11 protein-coding genes are annotated in these 15,201 nt (G+C 55.8%); 7 read left to right on the top strand and 4 right to left on the bottom strand.

The annotated features are described in order from the left end of the window. The first annotated feature begins 11 nt into the window (after positions 1-11). The 3 genes from AC1XYH_RS02125 (at position 12) to der (ending at position 3,326) form a co-directional block, all read left to right on the top strand. Entirely contained in the window at positions 12-656 is a 645-nt protein-coding gene (locus AC1XYH_RS02125; protein WP_483325023.1) for a YfgM family protein, read from the top strand. Beyond that, complete coding sequence (gene bamB, locus AC1XYH_RS02130; protein WP_483325024.1) at positions 656-1,801, top strand: outer membrane protein assembly factor BamB; 1,146 nt, start codon at positions 656-658, stop codon at positions 1,799-1,801. The genes AC1XYH_RS02125 and bamB overlap by 1 nt, the downstream gene beginning before the upstream one ends. Positions 1,802-1,892: 91 nt before the next feature. Beyond that, entirely contained in the window at positions 1,893-3,326 is a 1,434-nt protein-coding gene (gene der, locus AC1XYH_RS02135; protein ID WP_483325025.1) for a ribosome biogenesis GTPase Der, read from the top strand. Positions 3,327-3,398: 72 nt separating this feature from the next. Here der and AC1XYH_RS02140 read toward each other — a convergent pair whose 3' ends face one another. Continuing rightward, the gene (locus tag AC1XYH_RS02140; RefSeq protein WP_483325026.1) at positions 3,399-4,505 is read right to left on the bottom strand and encodes an alkene reductase; all 1,107 of its coding nucleotides are present in this window, start codon (positions 4,503-4,505) and stop codon (positions 3,399-3,401) included. Positions 4,506-4,645: 140 nt separating this feature from the next. Between AC1XYH_RS02140 and AC1XYH_RS02145 the strand changes: the two genes are divergently transcribed. After that, the gene (locus AC1XYH_RS02145) at positions 4,646-5,026 is read left to right on the top strand and encodes a winged helix-turn-helix transcriptional regulator (RefSeq protein ID WP_483325027.1); all 381 of its coding nucleotides are present in this window, start codon (positions 4,646-4,648) and stop codon (positions 5,024-5,026) included. A 53-nt stretch (positions 5,027-5,079) separates the two neighbouring features. Here the strand turns inward: AC1XYH_RS02145 and leuA are convergent, their stop codons facing one another. From leuA to xseA, 3 genes are all read right to left on the bottom strand, one after another. Next, on the bottom strand, positions 5,080-6,750 hold the full coding sequence (leuA, locus tag AC1XYH_RS02150; protein WP_483325028.1) for a 2-isopropylmalate synthase: 1,671 nt from the start codon (positions 6,748-6,750) through the stop codon (positions 5,080-5,082). 210 nt (positions 6,751-6,960) lie between these two features. Then, positions 6,961-7,791, bottom strand: a complete 831-nt coding sequence (locus AC1XYH_RS02155; protein ID WP_483325029.1) for a peptidoglycan DD-metalloendopeptidase family protein — start codon at positions 7,789-7,791, stop codon at positions 6,961-6,963. A gap of 5 nt (positions 7,792-7,796) precedes the next feature. Next, positions 7,797-9,173 carry an exodeoxyribonuclease VII large subunit gene (gene xseA / locus AC1XYH_RS02160; RefSeq protein ID WP_483325030.1) on the bottom strand — a complete coding sequence of 459 codons (1,377 nt, stop codon included), beginning with the start codon at positions 9,171-9,173 and terminating at the stop codon, positions 7,797-7,799. A 137-nt stretch (positions 9,174-9,310) separates the two neighbouring features. On the opposite strand from xseA, the gene guaB reads away from it, so the two are divergent. The 3 genes from guaB to AC1XYH_RS02175 all read left to right on the top strand — a co-directional run bounded on the left by guaB (position 9,311) and on the right by AC1XYH_RS02175 (position 14,974). Beyond that, positions 9,311-10,780 carry an IMP dehydrogenase gene (guaB, locus tag AC1XYH_RS02165; protein ID WP_483325031.1) on the top strand — a complete coding sequence of 490 codons (1,470 nt, stop codon included), beginning with the start codon at positions 9,311-9,313 and terminating at the stop codon, positions 10,778-10,780. Positions 10,781-10,864: 84 nt separating this feature from the next. Next, the gene (gene guaA / locus AC1XYH_RS02170) at positions 10,865-12,445 is read left to right on the top strand and encodes a glutamine-hydrolyzing GMP synthase (RefSeq protein ID WP_483325032.1); all 1,581 of its coding nucleotides are present in this window, start codon (positions 10,865-10,867) and stop codon (positions 12,443-12,445) included. A gap of 414 nt (positions 12,446-12,859) precedes the next feature. Then, on the top strand, positions 12,860-14,974 hold the full coding sequence (locus tag AC1XYH_RS02175; RefSeq protein ID WP_483325033.1) for a TonB-dependent siderophore receptor: 2,115 nt from the start codon (positions 12,860-12,862) through the stop codon (positions 14,972-14,974). Positions 14,975-15,201 lie beyond the last annotated feature (227 nt).

The raw sequence follows: 15,201 nt of genomic DNA on the forward strand, positions 1-15,201 counted from the left end.
AGGAGTGAAGGGTGGCTTACGAGACAGAAGATGAACAGGTAGAGAAGATCAAGGAAATGTGGCGCCAGCATGGCGTCCCCTTGCTGACCGGTGTCGCCATCGCTCTGGCCGGTGTGTTCGGCTGGCACGCCTGGAACAACTATCAGGACACTCAGGCGCGCAACGCCTCCACCCTGTATCAATCGATGCTGGAATCGGTACTGGCGAGTGATTCTGAGGCCTCCCGCGCTCGCGCGGCCGAATTGGCGGCGCAATTGCGTGATGAATATGCGAATACTCGCTACGCCGATTTCGCTGCTCTGATGCAAGCTCGTCTGGCGGTTGAGGCTAAGGATTTCCCAGTGGCTGAGCAGAGCCTGCGTGAAGTCATCGATGGCAGCAAGAACACGACTTTGCAGGAAGTCGCCCGCCAACGTTTAGCCCGAGTGCTGGCACAAGAACAGCGCGCGGAAGAAGCGCTCGAACTGTTTTCTGCGCCCATTGAAGGTGCTGAATTGCGTGCAAGCCGTGAAGAGATTCGCGGTGACCTGCTGTTGAGTCTGGATCGTGGCAACGAAGCGCATGAAGCCTACAAGGCTGCGCAAGAAGCACTGGAGGACGCCTCGGCGCGGCCGCAGTTGCAATTGAAGCTTGATGATCTGGCGGAGGAAGTCTAGTGAAGCGTACGTCTCGTTATCTTGCCGTTGCTCTGGCCGCGTTGGTGGTTGCTGGCTGTGGCAGCAATAGCAAGAAAGAGTTGCCGCCGGCAGAGCTGCAAAAGTTTGATGCTGAAGTGAAGCTTGATCGGGTTTGGAAGCGCAACATCGGCAACGGCCAGGGCAGTTTGTTCAATAACCTGACGCCGGCGATGGATGGCCTGACTCTCTACGCAGCTGATTCCAAAGGTCGCGTTGTCGCGTTGGACCGTGAAGACGGTTCAGTCAAATGGCAGGTCAAGTTAGATGAGCCCCTTTCCGGTGCCGTAGGCGCTGGTGGCGGTCGTGTGATGGTCGGTACGCTTGACGGTCAGGTTATCGTCTTGTCGGACGCAGACGGCACTGAAGAGTGGCGCAAGACGGTCACCAGTGAAGTGCTGGCTCCGCCGCAAACCAACGGTGACGTGGTTGTGGTGCAGACTCAGGACGACAAACTGGTCGCGCTGGATATCAGCAGCGGCGAGCAGCGCTGGATTTACGAAGCCAGCCTGCCGGTGCTGACAGTGCGCGGTCACAGCACACCAATAGTTAATTTGCGCCAGGTATTTGCTGGCCTGGCGAGTGGCAAAGTGGTTGCGCTAGCGGCGGACAGCGGCGTGCCTATGTGGGAGCAGCGCATCGCTCAGCCGCAAGGTCGTTCTGAGCTGGAGCGTATGGTCGATATCGACGGCCAGCTGGTGCTGGCAGACGATAAGCTGTATGTGGGCTCTTTTCAGGGCAATCTGGCGGTGCTGGATACACAGTCCGGGCGCCCATTGTGGCAACACCCTGCTTCTACCTATGTAGCCCCTGGCGTTGGTTTTGGCAGTGTTTACGTTAGTGAGGCCAACGGTACCGTCGATGCTTTTGATGACGGCAGCGCTACTGAGTTATGGAGCAACGACAGTCTGGCACGTCGCCAGCTGACAGCGCCGGTGACTATCAGTAGCTACGTTGCGGTGGGCGATTTTGAAGGTTATCTGCACCTGTTGGCGCAAACCGATGGGCGCATGGTTGGACGCATTAAGGTTGATGGCGATGGGCTGCGTGCGCAGCCGATTGCCCTCGGTGACACCTTGTATGTGTTCGGCAACAGCGGTGATCTGGCGGCTTATAAGCTGCAGTAAACCGAAACAAGTTATACTTCTTCGGCCGCTGCGCTCGATTGCGCAGCGGCCGTTTTGTTTTTTTGGCACGCCAGGCGTGCGCGGAGTGATCATGGTTCCTGTTATCGCCCTCGTGGGGCGGCCGAATGTCGGCAAATCCACGTTGTTCAATCGTCTGACCAAAAGTCGTGACGCCATTGTTGCCGACGTATCGGGCCTGACCCGCGACCGCCAGTACGGCGAAGCCGTGTGGCAGGGCAAACCCTACATTGTGGTAGACACCGGTGGTATCACCGGTGAAGAAGAAGGCCTTGATATGATCATGGCCGGTCAGTCGCTGCAGGCCATCGAAGAGGCCGATGCGGTACTCTTTCTGGTGGATTCGCGTGCGGGTCGTACTGCAGGTGATGAGCTGATTGCAGCGCATTTGCGCAAGCGTAATAAGCACACCTATCTGATTGCCAATAAAATTGATGGTGCCGACCCGGATTCGATTCTAGGTGAGTTCTCCAAGCTGGGTTTGGGAGCGCCGATCGGTATCGCCGCTTCGCACGGACGCAACATTAATCCGATGCTGGACGCCGTACTCAACGACGAGAACTGGGACAAGGTAGCGACCGATGAGAACGGCGTACCGTTGATCGTCGAAGCCATTGGTACAAAAATCGCTGTGATTGGCCGCCCCAATGTGGGCAAATCGACTCTGGTCAATCGCATGCTGGGCGAAGACCGGGTTGTGGTATTCGATCAGGCAGGCACGACTAGGGACAGTATCTATATCCCTTATGAACGCTACGAAAAACCTTATACGTTGATTGATACTGCCGGTGTGCGCCGCCGCGGTAAGGTGTATGAGGCGATCGAAAAGTTCTCGGTCATCAAGACCCTGCAAGCGATTCAAGATGCCAACGTGGTGATCTTCGTAGTCGATGCCCGAGATGGGATTGTTGAGCAGGATTTACATTTGCTTGGCTTTGTACTTGAGGCGGGCCGTGCGCTGGTGATCGCGGTGAACAAGTGGGACGGCATGGAGAATGAGGAGAAGGAGTTCGTGAAAACCGAACTGCAACGTCGCCTCATTTTTGCTCAATTTGCTGATCTGCACTTCATCTCTGCCTTGCACGGTAGCGGCGTGGGTCTGCTCTACAAGTCTGTAGATAAAGCCTTTGAAAGCGCCATGACCAAGGTCCCTACGCGTCGTATGACCGAGATTTTGGAAGATGCGGTCACCGAGCATCAGCCGCCCATGTCCAGAGGTCGCCGCATAAAGTTGCGTTATGCCCACTTGGGTGGCTCGAATCCGCCGATCATCATCGTGCATGGCAACCAGGTAGATGCCGTACCGCGCTCTTATACGCGCTACCTGGAAAATACCTATCGCAAGGTGCTTAAGCTGGCAGGTACGCCTATTCGAGTTGAGTATAAGAGCGGTGAAAACCCCTACGCGGATCTTAAGAATAAGTTGACCGACCGTCAGGTCAACAAGAAGCGCCGCTTGATGAGCCACAATAAGAAAGCCAAGAAGAAGAGCAAGGATCGTCGCTGATTCTGCTTTTTCCGCAAAAAAGCCAGCATCTCTGCTGGCTTTTTTGTAGCTGCTTACGGGGGCTCTATAGCCTCAGCCGGCCAAGGTTGGGTAGTCGGTATAGCCTTCCTCAGCGCCGCCGTAGATCGTGTTCGGGTTCAGCTTGTTCCACTCGGCGCTCTGTCGAATACGCTCGACAAGGTCGGGGTTGGCGATAAAGGGGCGACCGAAGGCAGTGAACTGTGCCAAGCCAGCCTGGATATTCTCTTCAGCGCTTTCTGCGTTCAAGCCGCCGGCAAGAATGATATCGCCCTGATAGACCTCGCGCAGCGCCTGCAATAGCTCCTCAAAGCCCTCATAGCTGCCGCCAGCCCAATCCGGCTTGTTGATATGCACGTAGGCCAGTTTGCGGCTGTTCAACTCACCTAGCAGGTAGCTGAAGGTTTCCAATGGATTGGCGTCATCTACACCGTTAAAGGTGCCTAGCGGAGAGAAGCGCACGCCGACTCTGCCAGCGTCACCCATCGCCTTGATAGTCGCATCCACCACTTCGAGTACCAATCGCGCGCGGTTCTCGATACTGCCACCGTAGGCATCTGTTCGCTGATTGCTGTCGGAGCAAAGGAACTGATCAAGCAGGTAACCGTTAGCTGAGTGGACTTCAACACCATCGAAACCGGCTTTGATGGCGTTGGACGTTGCCTGTGCATAGTCTTTGACCACGGTGGCAAGCTCGGCGGTTTCCAGTGCGCGGGGCATAGAGACTGCAGCTTTGTGGTGACTGCCGTCTGGCTCTTGCACATAAACTTCGGCCTTGGCTTGAATCGCGGACGGGGCCAGGGGTGCTTTTCCATTTGGCTGAACCAAGGTGTGAGAGATTCGGCCTACATGCCACAGCTGGGCGAAAATGCGTCCGCCGGCATCGTGAACGGCTTGGGTAGCCTGCTGCCAGCCCTCAATCTGCTGCTCGCTGTGAATGCCTGGAGTCCAGGCGTAACCCTGGCCTTCTGGAGTGATTTGGGTGCCTTCGCTGATGATGAGTCCCGCACCCGCGCGTTGGCGGTAATACTCAGCATTCAATGCATAGGGCACGTTGCCGGGTTGCTTGCTGCGCTGACGGGTCAGCGGCGCCATCACGATACGGTTTGGAACGTCTAAGCTGCCAATTTTGGCAGGCTGTAGTAATAGTAGTGTACTCATGGTGGTTGATGCTCCTAGTCGTGGTATCGGTCCGATTCCGCAATACAGCTATTATGGGGGTAGCATTCCTTTTAACAAGTACGTACGATTTCGGAAGTCACTTACTTTTATGTAAGTATGGTTTGTTTTTTGGAGCTTAAATGGCAATCAGTGAACAGCAGGCCAAGATGGCTGAGGGTAAACGCTTGGTGCAGGGCGATAAGGTCTATAGCACGCCTATCGAGGTCACCTTGGAGGTGATCGGCGGTAAGTGGAAGTCGGTGATCGCGTACCACATCATCCAGGGACCGCAGCGCTTTTCCGAGCTGAAGCGCTTGATTCCGGATATAAATGAGAAGATGTTAACGCAGCAGTTGCGTGAGCTAGAGCGCAACGAAGTGATCACCCGAACGGTGTTTGCTGAAGTGCCACCGAGGGTGGAATACCGCATTACCGAGCACGGCGCGAGCTTGCAGCCGGTACTAGAGGCAATGTGTCTGTGGGGTAGGGGGCATTGGCAGCAGTTAGCCGCCAAGCCCTAACTAACCGTTGAGAAGCCAACCGCGCCGCTCAATGCACAGCAGGTAGGCGCCGATTAAGCCGCCTTGGTATCTGCCTGGCGCAGCGCGCGGTTTAATGCGCTGAACAGTGCGCGGAAACTGGCTGTGGTCAGGTTTTCGTCAATGCCGATACCGTGCAGCGGCCGGCCATTGTCGAGGCGAATCTCGATGTAGGCGGCAGCCTTGGCATTGCTACCTGAGCCAATCGCGTGCTCATGGTAATCCATGATTTCCACCTTGACCGGCAGGCCTGCTACCAGCGCTTCCAATGGTCCTTTACCCAGCCCGCGCCAATGCAGCGTGTCGCCTTTGTTGAGTACTTCCACATCGACCGCGCTGGTGCCATTTTCTTCCTGCAGGCGATGACGGATCAGCGCATAAGGGCTAGTCGCCTGCACATACTCGCGCTCCAGTAACCCATGAATCTGTGCGGCGCTCAGTTCAAGGCCAAGCCGGTCTGTCTCGCCTTGTACCACCTGGCTGAACTCGATTTGCATGCGACGTGGCAGGCTGATGCCGTACTCCTGCTCCAGCAGGTAGGCGATGCCGCCCTTGCCCGACTGGCTGTTGACGCGAATAACTGCTTCGTAGCTACGGCCAATATCGGCTGGGTCGATTGGCAGATAAGGTACTTCCCATACGCCTGTTTGCTGTTGCACGGCAAAGCCTTTGCGAATAGCGTCCTGATGCGAGCCGGAGAAGGCGGTGTGAACCAGATCGCCGACATAAGGATGGCGCGGGTGCACCGGCAGCTGGTTGCACTCTTCAACGACCCTGCGCACAGAATCGATATCGGAGAAGTCCAAGCCGGGATGAATGCCTTGGGTGTAGAGATTCAGCGCCAGATTGACCAGATCGACGTTGCCGGTACGTTCGCCATTGCCAAACAGGCAGCCTTCTACTCGGTCAGCACCCGCCAACAGGCCCAATTCAGTTGCGGCCACGCCGGTGCCGCGGTCGTTATGGGTGTGCAGGCTGATCAATACGCTGTCGCGACGGCTGATATGGCGGCAGAACCATTCGATCTGGTCGGCGTAAATGTTGGGGGTCGATACTTCAACGGTAGCCGGCAGGTTCAGAATGGCTTTGTTGTCGGGGGTGGGTTGCCATACATCCAATACGGCATCACAAACCTCAATGGCAAAGTCCAGCTCGGTGGAGGTGAAAATCTCCGGTGAGTACTGAAAGGTCCACTGCGTATCCGGCTGTTTGGCGGCCAGCTGCTTGATCAGTTTGGCAGCGTTTACGGCAATATCGGTGACGCCCTGCTTGTCCTGTTTGAAGACAATACGGCGGAAGCTTGGCGCCGTGGCGTTGTAAACGTGGATGATTGCTTTTTTGGCGCCGCGCACTGATTCAAAGGTGCGCTCGATCAGGTCAGCGCGCGCCTGGGTGAGTACCTGAATAGTTACGTCATCCGGGATGTGGCCGTCTTCAATCAAACTGCGGACAAAATCGAAATCGGTTTGCGACGCAGAAGGAAAAGCCACCTCAATCTGCTTGAGGCCAATGGCGACAAGCGTTTTGAAAAAGCGCAGCTTGCGTACCGGATCCATGGGCTCAATCAGCGACTGGTTACCGTCGCGCAGATCCGAGCTACACCACAGGGGTACTTCTGTGATGGTTTTGGACGGCCACTGACGGTCCGGAATGTCGATGGCCTTGAATGCGCGGTATTTGCTGGATGGATCGCTGAGCATGCTCATGGTTTGGTTTCCCTGCTGCACCAGCCTCTCGTGAAGGCTGGGGGTGGCTAATTTAGGTGTTTGTTGCAGTAAAGGTAATCACTGCGAATGGGTATTTCAACAGCCAATGAAAGTTTGGCAGAAATGTGCGCACGTTGTGTTTTTTGCGCATTTATTGTTGCTTTAGGGCCGTTATCTGCGTTGGTTTTGCGCAAAACAAGGGTATCGCTTTTAAGGCTTGAAGGCGCCGATGAAGATCGCCGGGTCAACCCGATTGCCGTTTAAGCTCACATTCCAGTGCAGGTGCGGCCCGGTGGCACGACCAGTGGAGCCCACCTTGCCCAGTAGGCCACCGCGCTCCACCTCATTGCCCACGCTGACGTCGATGTGTGACAGGTGACAGAACATGCTGATCAACCCTTGCCCATGATCGACAAATACCGTGTTGCCGTTGAAAAAATAATTGCCGGTGAGAATCACTTTACCAGCCGCGGGTGCCTTGATCGGCGTGCCTGTAGCGGCTGCAAAATCCAGCCCCGAATGCGCGTTGCGCTCTTCGCCATTGAAAAAGCGACGCAGGCCAAAGGCGCTCGACAGGGAGCCGGGTACCGGGCGATCTAGCAGCAGGTTGCTGGGCTGGCGATTGCTGAATTGTGCGTAGGCCGCCAGTTGCGCATCGAGCTCGCGTTGAATGCGTTGGAGCTGCGCGGGTGCTGGGTTCACCTGGCTCTTATTGCGCAGGGTGATGTGTTGCTCCTCGTACTTTTTGCCGTGCACGTCGAATGTGACCGGCTGGCCGCCGTCGACTTGCAGGCGCTGCTGGCCGGGCGCAGTTTTCAGGTCAATGCCGACAATGGCGATCCAGCGCTGCTGCTCTTCGCGAATGATCAGTACAGGTTTGTCCTGATACTCCGCGCGCGGCGCTGTTGCCTGTTCGGGCAAGCCTACAACCGCCACACCGCCCGGCACAGGGTGATTCAGCAGACGAGTGATAAAACCTTCGGCGTGCAGAGAGAGGCTGCATAAGCCGAGCAGTGCACCGATTAGCAGATTGCGTAGCATGTGGATCAGTCCAATAACGAGAGGGTGTAGGGTTTTTCAGCCTCGACGCGCACGGTCAGCTCGCCATCGTGCAGACGCGCTTTTAGACGCTGCCCGGCGCTGGCATTGGTGGCGCTGCGTACTGGTTTGCCCTGGTCGTCCAGCAAAATGCTGTAGCCACGCCCCAAGGTTGCCAGCGGACTGACCAAATGCAGGGTCTGGGCTAACTGTTCCAGCTGTTGACGCTGCTGCTTAAGCTGGCCCTGCATCGCGCGGGGTAAGCGCACATCAAGTTGTTGCAGTTGCTCGCGGAGCTGGCTTAGGCGGCGGCCGGGATGTTGGGTTTGCAGGCGGGTGCGCAGGTGCGTCATATGTTGTTGCCGCTGTGCAAGCTGCTGGTTAAAGGCGCGTCGCAGGCGCATTTCCAGCTCGTCCAGTCGCTGTGCTTGCTGGGCCAGGCGCTCGCCCGGATGGCGCAGACGTTGGCGCAGGTTATCCAATTGCAGCTTGGCGCGCCCAAGGCGTTCGCGCAGGCGTTGCAGTAAGCGGCGTTCAAGCTGTTCTACTTGGCGTAGCAGTGCCTGGGTATCTGGGCTGAGCAACTCCGCTGCGGCGGAAGGGGTCGGGGCGCGAACATCAGCAACAAAGTCGCTGATGGAAACATCAGTTTCGTGGCCGACCGCGCTAATGATGGGTGTTTGGCAGTCAGCAATGGCGCGCGCGACCATTTCTTCATTAAAAGGCCAAAGGTCTTCCAGCGATCCGCCGCCCCGGCTGATGATCAAAGCATCGAAGCCGGCCCGATCGGCTTGATGCAAAGCGCGCACCAACTGCGGTGCGGCTTCGCGCCCTTGCACTGCTGAAGGCGCAATAACCAGTTCAATAAAGGGTGCGCGGCGTTGAAATACGCTGATGATATCGCGCACCGCGGCACCACTAGGCGAGGTGATAACCCCGATGCGCTGCGGATGCGCAGGCAGCGGACGTTTCAAACTCTGCTCGAACAAGCCTTCCGCTTGCAGTTTGGCTTTCAGTGCCTCAAAGGCCTGACGCAGAGCGCCGTCACCGGCAGGCTCGATGCTGTCGACAATCAGCTGATAGTCGCCACGGCCTTCGTACAGGCTGACACGACCACGCGCGCGCACTTGCAGGCCGTCCTTCATGGCAACCTTCAAACGTGCTGCATGCTGGCGAAATAGCGCGCAGCGAATCTGTGCACGATCGTCCTTCAGGGTGAAGTACAGGTGCCCAGAGGAGGGGCGGGCCAAATTCGAGAGTTCGCCTTCTACCCAGATGCGCGGGAAAACGTCCTCGAGCAGCTGGCGGGCGCGGGCGTTGAGCTGGCTGACACTGAGCACGTCTCGCTCGGCGCCAAGTTGTTTAAACAGGGCATCATCATTCATGCGGGCATTCTAGTGCATTCGCTGCGAGTGGGGGGTGGCTGCAAAGTAAATTCGTATTGAAGCATCATTGTAATTGAGTGTAGGGCAGTGGATGGGTATAATGGCGCGCTTCCATTTTCCCGCTCGGGAGCCCTGCTATGCTGCGTATTAGCCAAGAAGCCCTTACCTTTGACGATGTTCTGCTGGTGCCCGGATATTCCGAGGTATTGCCGAAAGACGTCAGCCTCAAAACCCGGCTTACCCGGCGTATTGAGTTGAATATCCCACTGCTGTCCGCTGCCATGGACACCGTTACCGAAGCCCGTCTGGCGATTGCCATGGCGCAAGAAGGTGGCATGGGCATTATTCACAAAAACATGACCATCGAGCAGCAGGCTCTCGAAGTGCGCAAGGTCAAAAAGTTTGAGTCCGGTGTGGTCAAGGATCCGATCACCATCGACGCCAGCGCCACCGTCGGTGACTTGGTTGAGCTGACCCATCAGAACAACATCTCCGGTGTGCCGGTTCTCTCCAATGGCAATTTGGTCGGTATCGTTACCGCCCGTGATATCCGCTTTGAAACGCGCATGAATGCGCTGATCAGCGATGTCATGACGCCAAAAGAAAAATTGGTCACTGTTAAGGAAGGCGTCAGCGCCGTTGAGGTTCGCGAACTGCTGCACCGCCATCGCATCGAGAAAGTGCTGATCGTCGATGATGCGTTCCACCTCACTGGCATGATGACCGTCAAAGACATCGAGAAGGCCAAAGCCTACCCCTACGCCGCCAAAGACGACCAAGGTCGCTTGCTGGTTGGTGCTGCCGTCGGTACTGGCCCGGAAACAGCTGCACGGGTTGAAGCTCTGGCCGCTGCAGGCGTTGATGTGATCATCGTTGATACCGCCCATGGACACTCCAAGGGCGTACTGGACCGGGTTACCTGGGTCAAGCAGACTTTCCCGAATATTCAGGTTGTCGGTGGCAACATCGCCACGGGTGCTGCCGCTACTGCGCTGGTTGAAGCCGGCGCTGATGCGGTCAAGGTTGGTATTGGTCCTGGCTCTATCTGCACCACTCGTATTGTTGCCGGTGTGGGCGTGCCACAGATGTCAGCGATTGCCGACGTTGCTGCTGCACTGCAAGGTACCGGCGTACCGCTGATTGCTGACGGTGGCATCCGTTTCTCGGGCGACCTGTCCAAGGCCATTGCGGCGGGTGCATCGGTTGTGATGATGGGCTCTATGTTTGCCGGTACCGAAGAAGCGCCAGGTGAAGTTGAGCTGTTCCAGGGTCGCTCTTATAAGGCCTACCGTGGCATGGGATCGATGGGCGCTATGGCGCAGAATCAAGGTTCATCTGATCGTTACTTCCAGGACTCCAGCGCGGGTGCCGAGAAGCTGGTGCCTGAAGGTATTGAAGGCCGGGTGCCTTACAAAGGCTCACTGGCGGCGATCATCCACCAGTTGATGGGCGGCCTGCGTGCTTCCATGGGCTACACCGGTGCTAGCGACATTGAAGAAATGCGCACCAAGCCGGAGTTTGTTCGTATTACCGGCGCTGGCATGAGTGAGTCGCACGTGCATGATGTGCAGATCACCAAGGAAGCACCGAATTACCGGATTGGCTAGTTCGTACTTATGCGACGCTACAGACCCTGCACCATGCAGGGTCTGTAGTTTTGATTTCCCTTTCAGCTCAGGCTAGAGACAGATATGGCTTCCCACGATATTCACGCTCACCGCATTCTGATTCTTGATTTCGGCTCCCAGTACACTCAATTGATCGCGCGTCGCGTGCGTGAAATTGGCGTTTACTGCGAGATTCGCGCCTGGGATATGAGCGAAGCTGAAATCCGCGAGTTCGCGCCCAAGGGCATCATTCTGGCCGGTGGCCCTGAGTCTGTGCCGCAAGCAGGCTCGCCGCGCGCACCTCAGGTGGTGTACGAGCTGGGCGTACCGGTGCTGGGCATCTGCTATGGCATGCAGACCATGGCTGAGCAGCTGGGCGGCAAGGTGCAGGGTTCCGACAAGCATGAGTTCGGTTATGCCCGCGTTGATCTGGTCTCCCAGGGCGAATTCCTCAAAGGCATCGAAGATGCTGTCAGCGATGCCGGCACCTTTGCTCTTGATGTATGGATGAGCCACGGCGACAAGGTGATTAGCCTGCCGGAAGGTTTCCATATTCTGGCCAGCACACCAAGTTGCCCGATTGCCGCCATGGGCGACGAAAGTCGTCATTTCTACGGTGTACAGTTCCATCCTGAAGTGACGCATACCAAGCAGGGCTTGCGTATTATGTCGCGCTTCATTCTGGAGCTGTGCGGTTGTGAAGCACTGTGGACGCCTTCCAATATCGTCGACGACGCTATTGCTACCGTGCGCGCGCAGGTTGGCGACGCCAAGGTGCTGCTTGGCCTGTCTGGCGGTGTGGACTCATCCGTGGTTGCTGCGTTGCTGCATGAAGCCATCGGCGATCAGCTGACGTGTGTGTTTGTCGATAATGGTTTGCTGCGTCTGCATGAAGGTGAGCAGGTTATGGCCATGTTTGCCGAGAATATGGGCGTTAAAGTGGTGCGCGCCGATGCCGAAGACAAATTCCTCTCGCGTCTGCTGGGCGTTACCGACCCCGAAGAGAAGCGCAAGATCATCGGACGTACCTTTATCGAAGTCTTCGATGAAGAGGCTACCAAGCTACAGGGCATCAAGTTCTTGGCGCAGGGCACCATCTATCCAGACGTGATCGAATCGGCCGGTGCTAAAACCGGTAAGGCGCACGTGATCAAGTCGCACCATAACGTCGGCGGATTGCCGGACGATATGCAGTTCGAATTGGTTGAACCGCTGCGTGAGCTGTTCAAGGATGAAGTGCGTAAGATCGGCCTGGCGCTCGGCCTGCCCTACGACATGGTCTACCGCCACCCTTTCCCTGGCCCAGGGCTGGGTGTGCGGATTCTGGCGGAAGTACGCAAGGAGTACGCAGAGATTCTGCGTCGCGCAGACTACATCTTCATCGAAGAGCTGCATCGTGCCGATCTGTACCAGAAGACCAGCCAGGCTTTTGCGGTCTTCCTGCCGGTCAAGTCGGTGGGCGTGGTCGGTGATGGCCGTCGTTATGAGTGGGTGATTGCCCTGCGTGCGGTAGAAACCATCGACTTCATGACGGCACGTTGGGCGCATCTGCCCTACGACTTCCTGGAACTGGTCTCCAACCGCATCATCAATGAGATCAGCGGCGTATCGCGGGTAACCTACGATATCTCCAGCAAGCCGCCAGCGACCATTGAGTGGGAGTGAGCGCAGTTGCGCTGATAAAGCCGCTACGGGGTAACCCATAGCGGCTTTTTTATTGAGTCGAAAAAAACGCGCTTACTCACGATTGAGCTGGCTAGCGCTTGCATAGCCAACCTCGAAAACTAGCTCGGCCAGTCTACGGCCCCTCGCTTTGCTTTAGGTCTGAGACAGATTTGTATCATCACCCGAGCGCTTAAATCCGGGAGTGGAAGCAGAGTTAAACCCCGTAAGCTAGTGACCCGCACTGATTTTTTGATTGGATTGGGATGGGATGTCTTTATTTTGTAAATAAAAATGATTAGCGTTATTGTTTTCTGTTGTTAATATGTCTCGATTCGCAAGGCGGCACGCCAACCTCGTCAAAAAAACTATAAGGCGAGGGGGGCTGACGGTGCTGAACCACTAAGGAGCAAGAGTATGACTGATAGTAAATCCGGGCTTCTCAAGGCACGTAAACCCTGGCAACTCACCACGACCGCTTTCTTGTATTGTGCACCCTTGGTTGCTGCTTCGTTGAGCGCAACCGCCCAAGAGGCACGCAATACAGATGACCAAGAGGCGTACCGCCTAGCGCCCGTGATCGTCAACGCTCAGGCTGCTGCGGATGATGATGCTAGCTCGGTGGTTGCTCAGGAGCTCTGGGTAGGCGGCAAAGTTGCGACCAGCATTCTCGACACGCCTGCTTCGGTTTCAGTCATTACTGAAAAGGAGATGGAGCAACGGAGCGTGAGTACAACCGAAGAGGCGCTGCAATATACCCCTGGCGTCATTACCGACTTTTACGGCACCGATGACCGTAACGATTATTTCAAAATTCGTGGGTTTCAGGCGACTACCTACCGTGATGGGTTGACCTTGGGCTCAATGCGCGGCGTTCGCGAAGAGCCTTACGCGTATGAGCGCATTGAAGTACTGCGCGGCGCTAACTCCACGTTATTTGGCCCAGCTGATCCTGGCGGCTCGGTAAACTTCGTTAGCAAGCAGCCGAGGTTCGAGCGGTTTGGTGAAGGCTATATAACCTACGGCTCCTTTGACCATAAGGAAGCAGGCATTGATGTGGGTGATGCGCTGAACGAGGACGAGACAGTTGCCTACCGTCTTACCGGCAAGATCCAGGACAGTGATCGCGAATACGACTATTCCCTCGATGACAACGAGTTCGTGATGGGAGGCCTGACTTGGGAGCCAACAAACTATACCTCGGCTACCGTTATTCTTGATTACTTGAACCGTGATAGCACCCCCAACAGTGGTGGTTATCCGGTCGGCGAAGAGTATGACCGCACTGACTTCTTTGGCGAGCCCGACTTCAACTATCAGGACGTCGAACGCACCAGTATTACCGGCAACGTCACCCACGATTTCGACAATGGTTTGGTTCTGCGCAGCAACTTGCGTTACAGCGAGCTGACCGACAATTTTGGCTACATCTATCTGGCAGATAACGCTGCTACGCTAGGTACAGATCGCGCCTATTTCGGTACCGATAGCGAAGCCGAGGAGCTTATCGGCAACCTGATGCTGCAATACGATGCCCGATTTGAGCACGTCGACAGTAGTACGCTATTGGGTGTCGAGTACCGTGATGCTGCAACCGAAGACAGCTCATTTTACGGCGCTGCCGACCCCATTGATCTCGCTAACCCGGTCTATAGCGGTGCTCCGACCAGCCTGAACGTTTACAGTGGCAACAAGCAGGATTACACCACTAGATCGGTGTTCTTGCAGCAGAACGTCTCGTTTAACCGTTTTATCGTTACCGCAGGTGTGCGAAACGATGCAATGGATCTCTCCAGTACCGATATCACTGGGGTAAAAGCCGCTGATGATTTCTCGGAAACCTCTTTCCGCGGTGCGCTGACCTACATGGTCAATGACGAAATTTCTACCTATGTCAGCATGGTGGAATCCGTTGCGCCACCGTCGATCGGGGTCACACCGGAGCGCGGCAAGCAGTATGAAGTGGGTGCGAAATATGCGCCTGCCGGTATGAATGCGCTGTTCTCGGTAGCGGTTTATGATCTTACCCAAGATGATGTTTCTATCTCTGTCGTGCAGCCGAGTGGGTTCATCTCGCAGGAAACCATTGGTGAATCACGAGTACGCGGGCTTGATATGGAAGCCAAAGCTGAATTGACTGACAACATCAGCTTAATTGGGGGCTATTCCTATATGGAGTCGGAAGTTGTTCGCGGTGAGGTATACGGAACCGTCATCACCGGGAATGAGTTTGATACGGCTCCGAAGCATTCCGCTTCACTGTGGAGCTACTACACCTTGCCAAGCGAGCGTATGAGCTTTGGTCTTGGTGCTCGCTATATCGGCGCCTATTACTTTGACGCTGTGAACAGTGCCAAGAGTGATGCGACCACATTGTTTGATGCGGCCTTTAACTATCAAATCGTCAAAGGCACTGACCTGGCCGTCAACGTAAACAACCTGTTTGACGAGCAGCATGTGGTTGGCTCCGGTACTGCGGATTACTATAATCCGGGCCGCGAGCTCACGGCGAAACTGAGCTATAGCTGGTAAGCAGGGCGATCATCAATAATGATCGGCCTGAGCTGCGGTATCTTCAGCTAGCCCTGCAATAACTAAAATCAATAAAAAACCCAGCGAATTTGCTGGGTTTTTTATTGATTTGTGGCCCTATTTTAAATCCACCCGAACATTCTGGATCTTACCCTCGAACTCAAACGCTCGGCGGTCTCCACGAGCAGCTCTATGGGTAGTGGTTTTTCTGGGAGTGCGTAACAACG

This window comes from Pseudomonas sp. GW-45 (assembly GCF_056896675.1).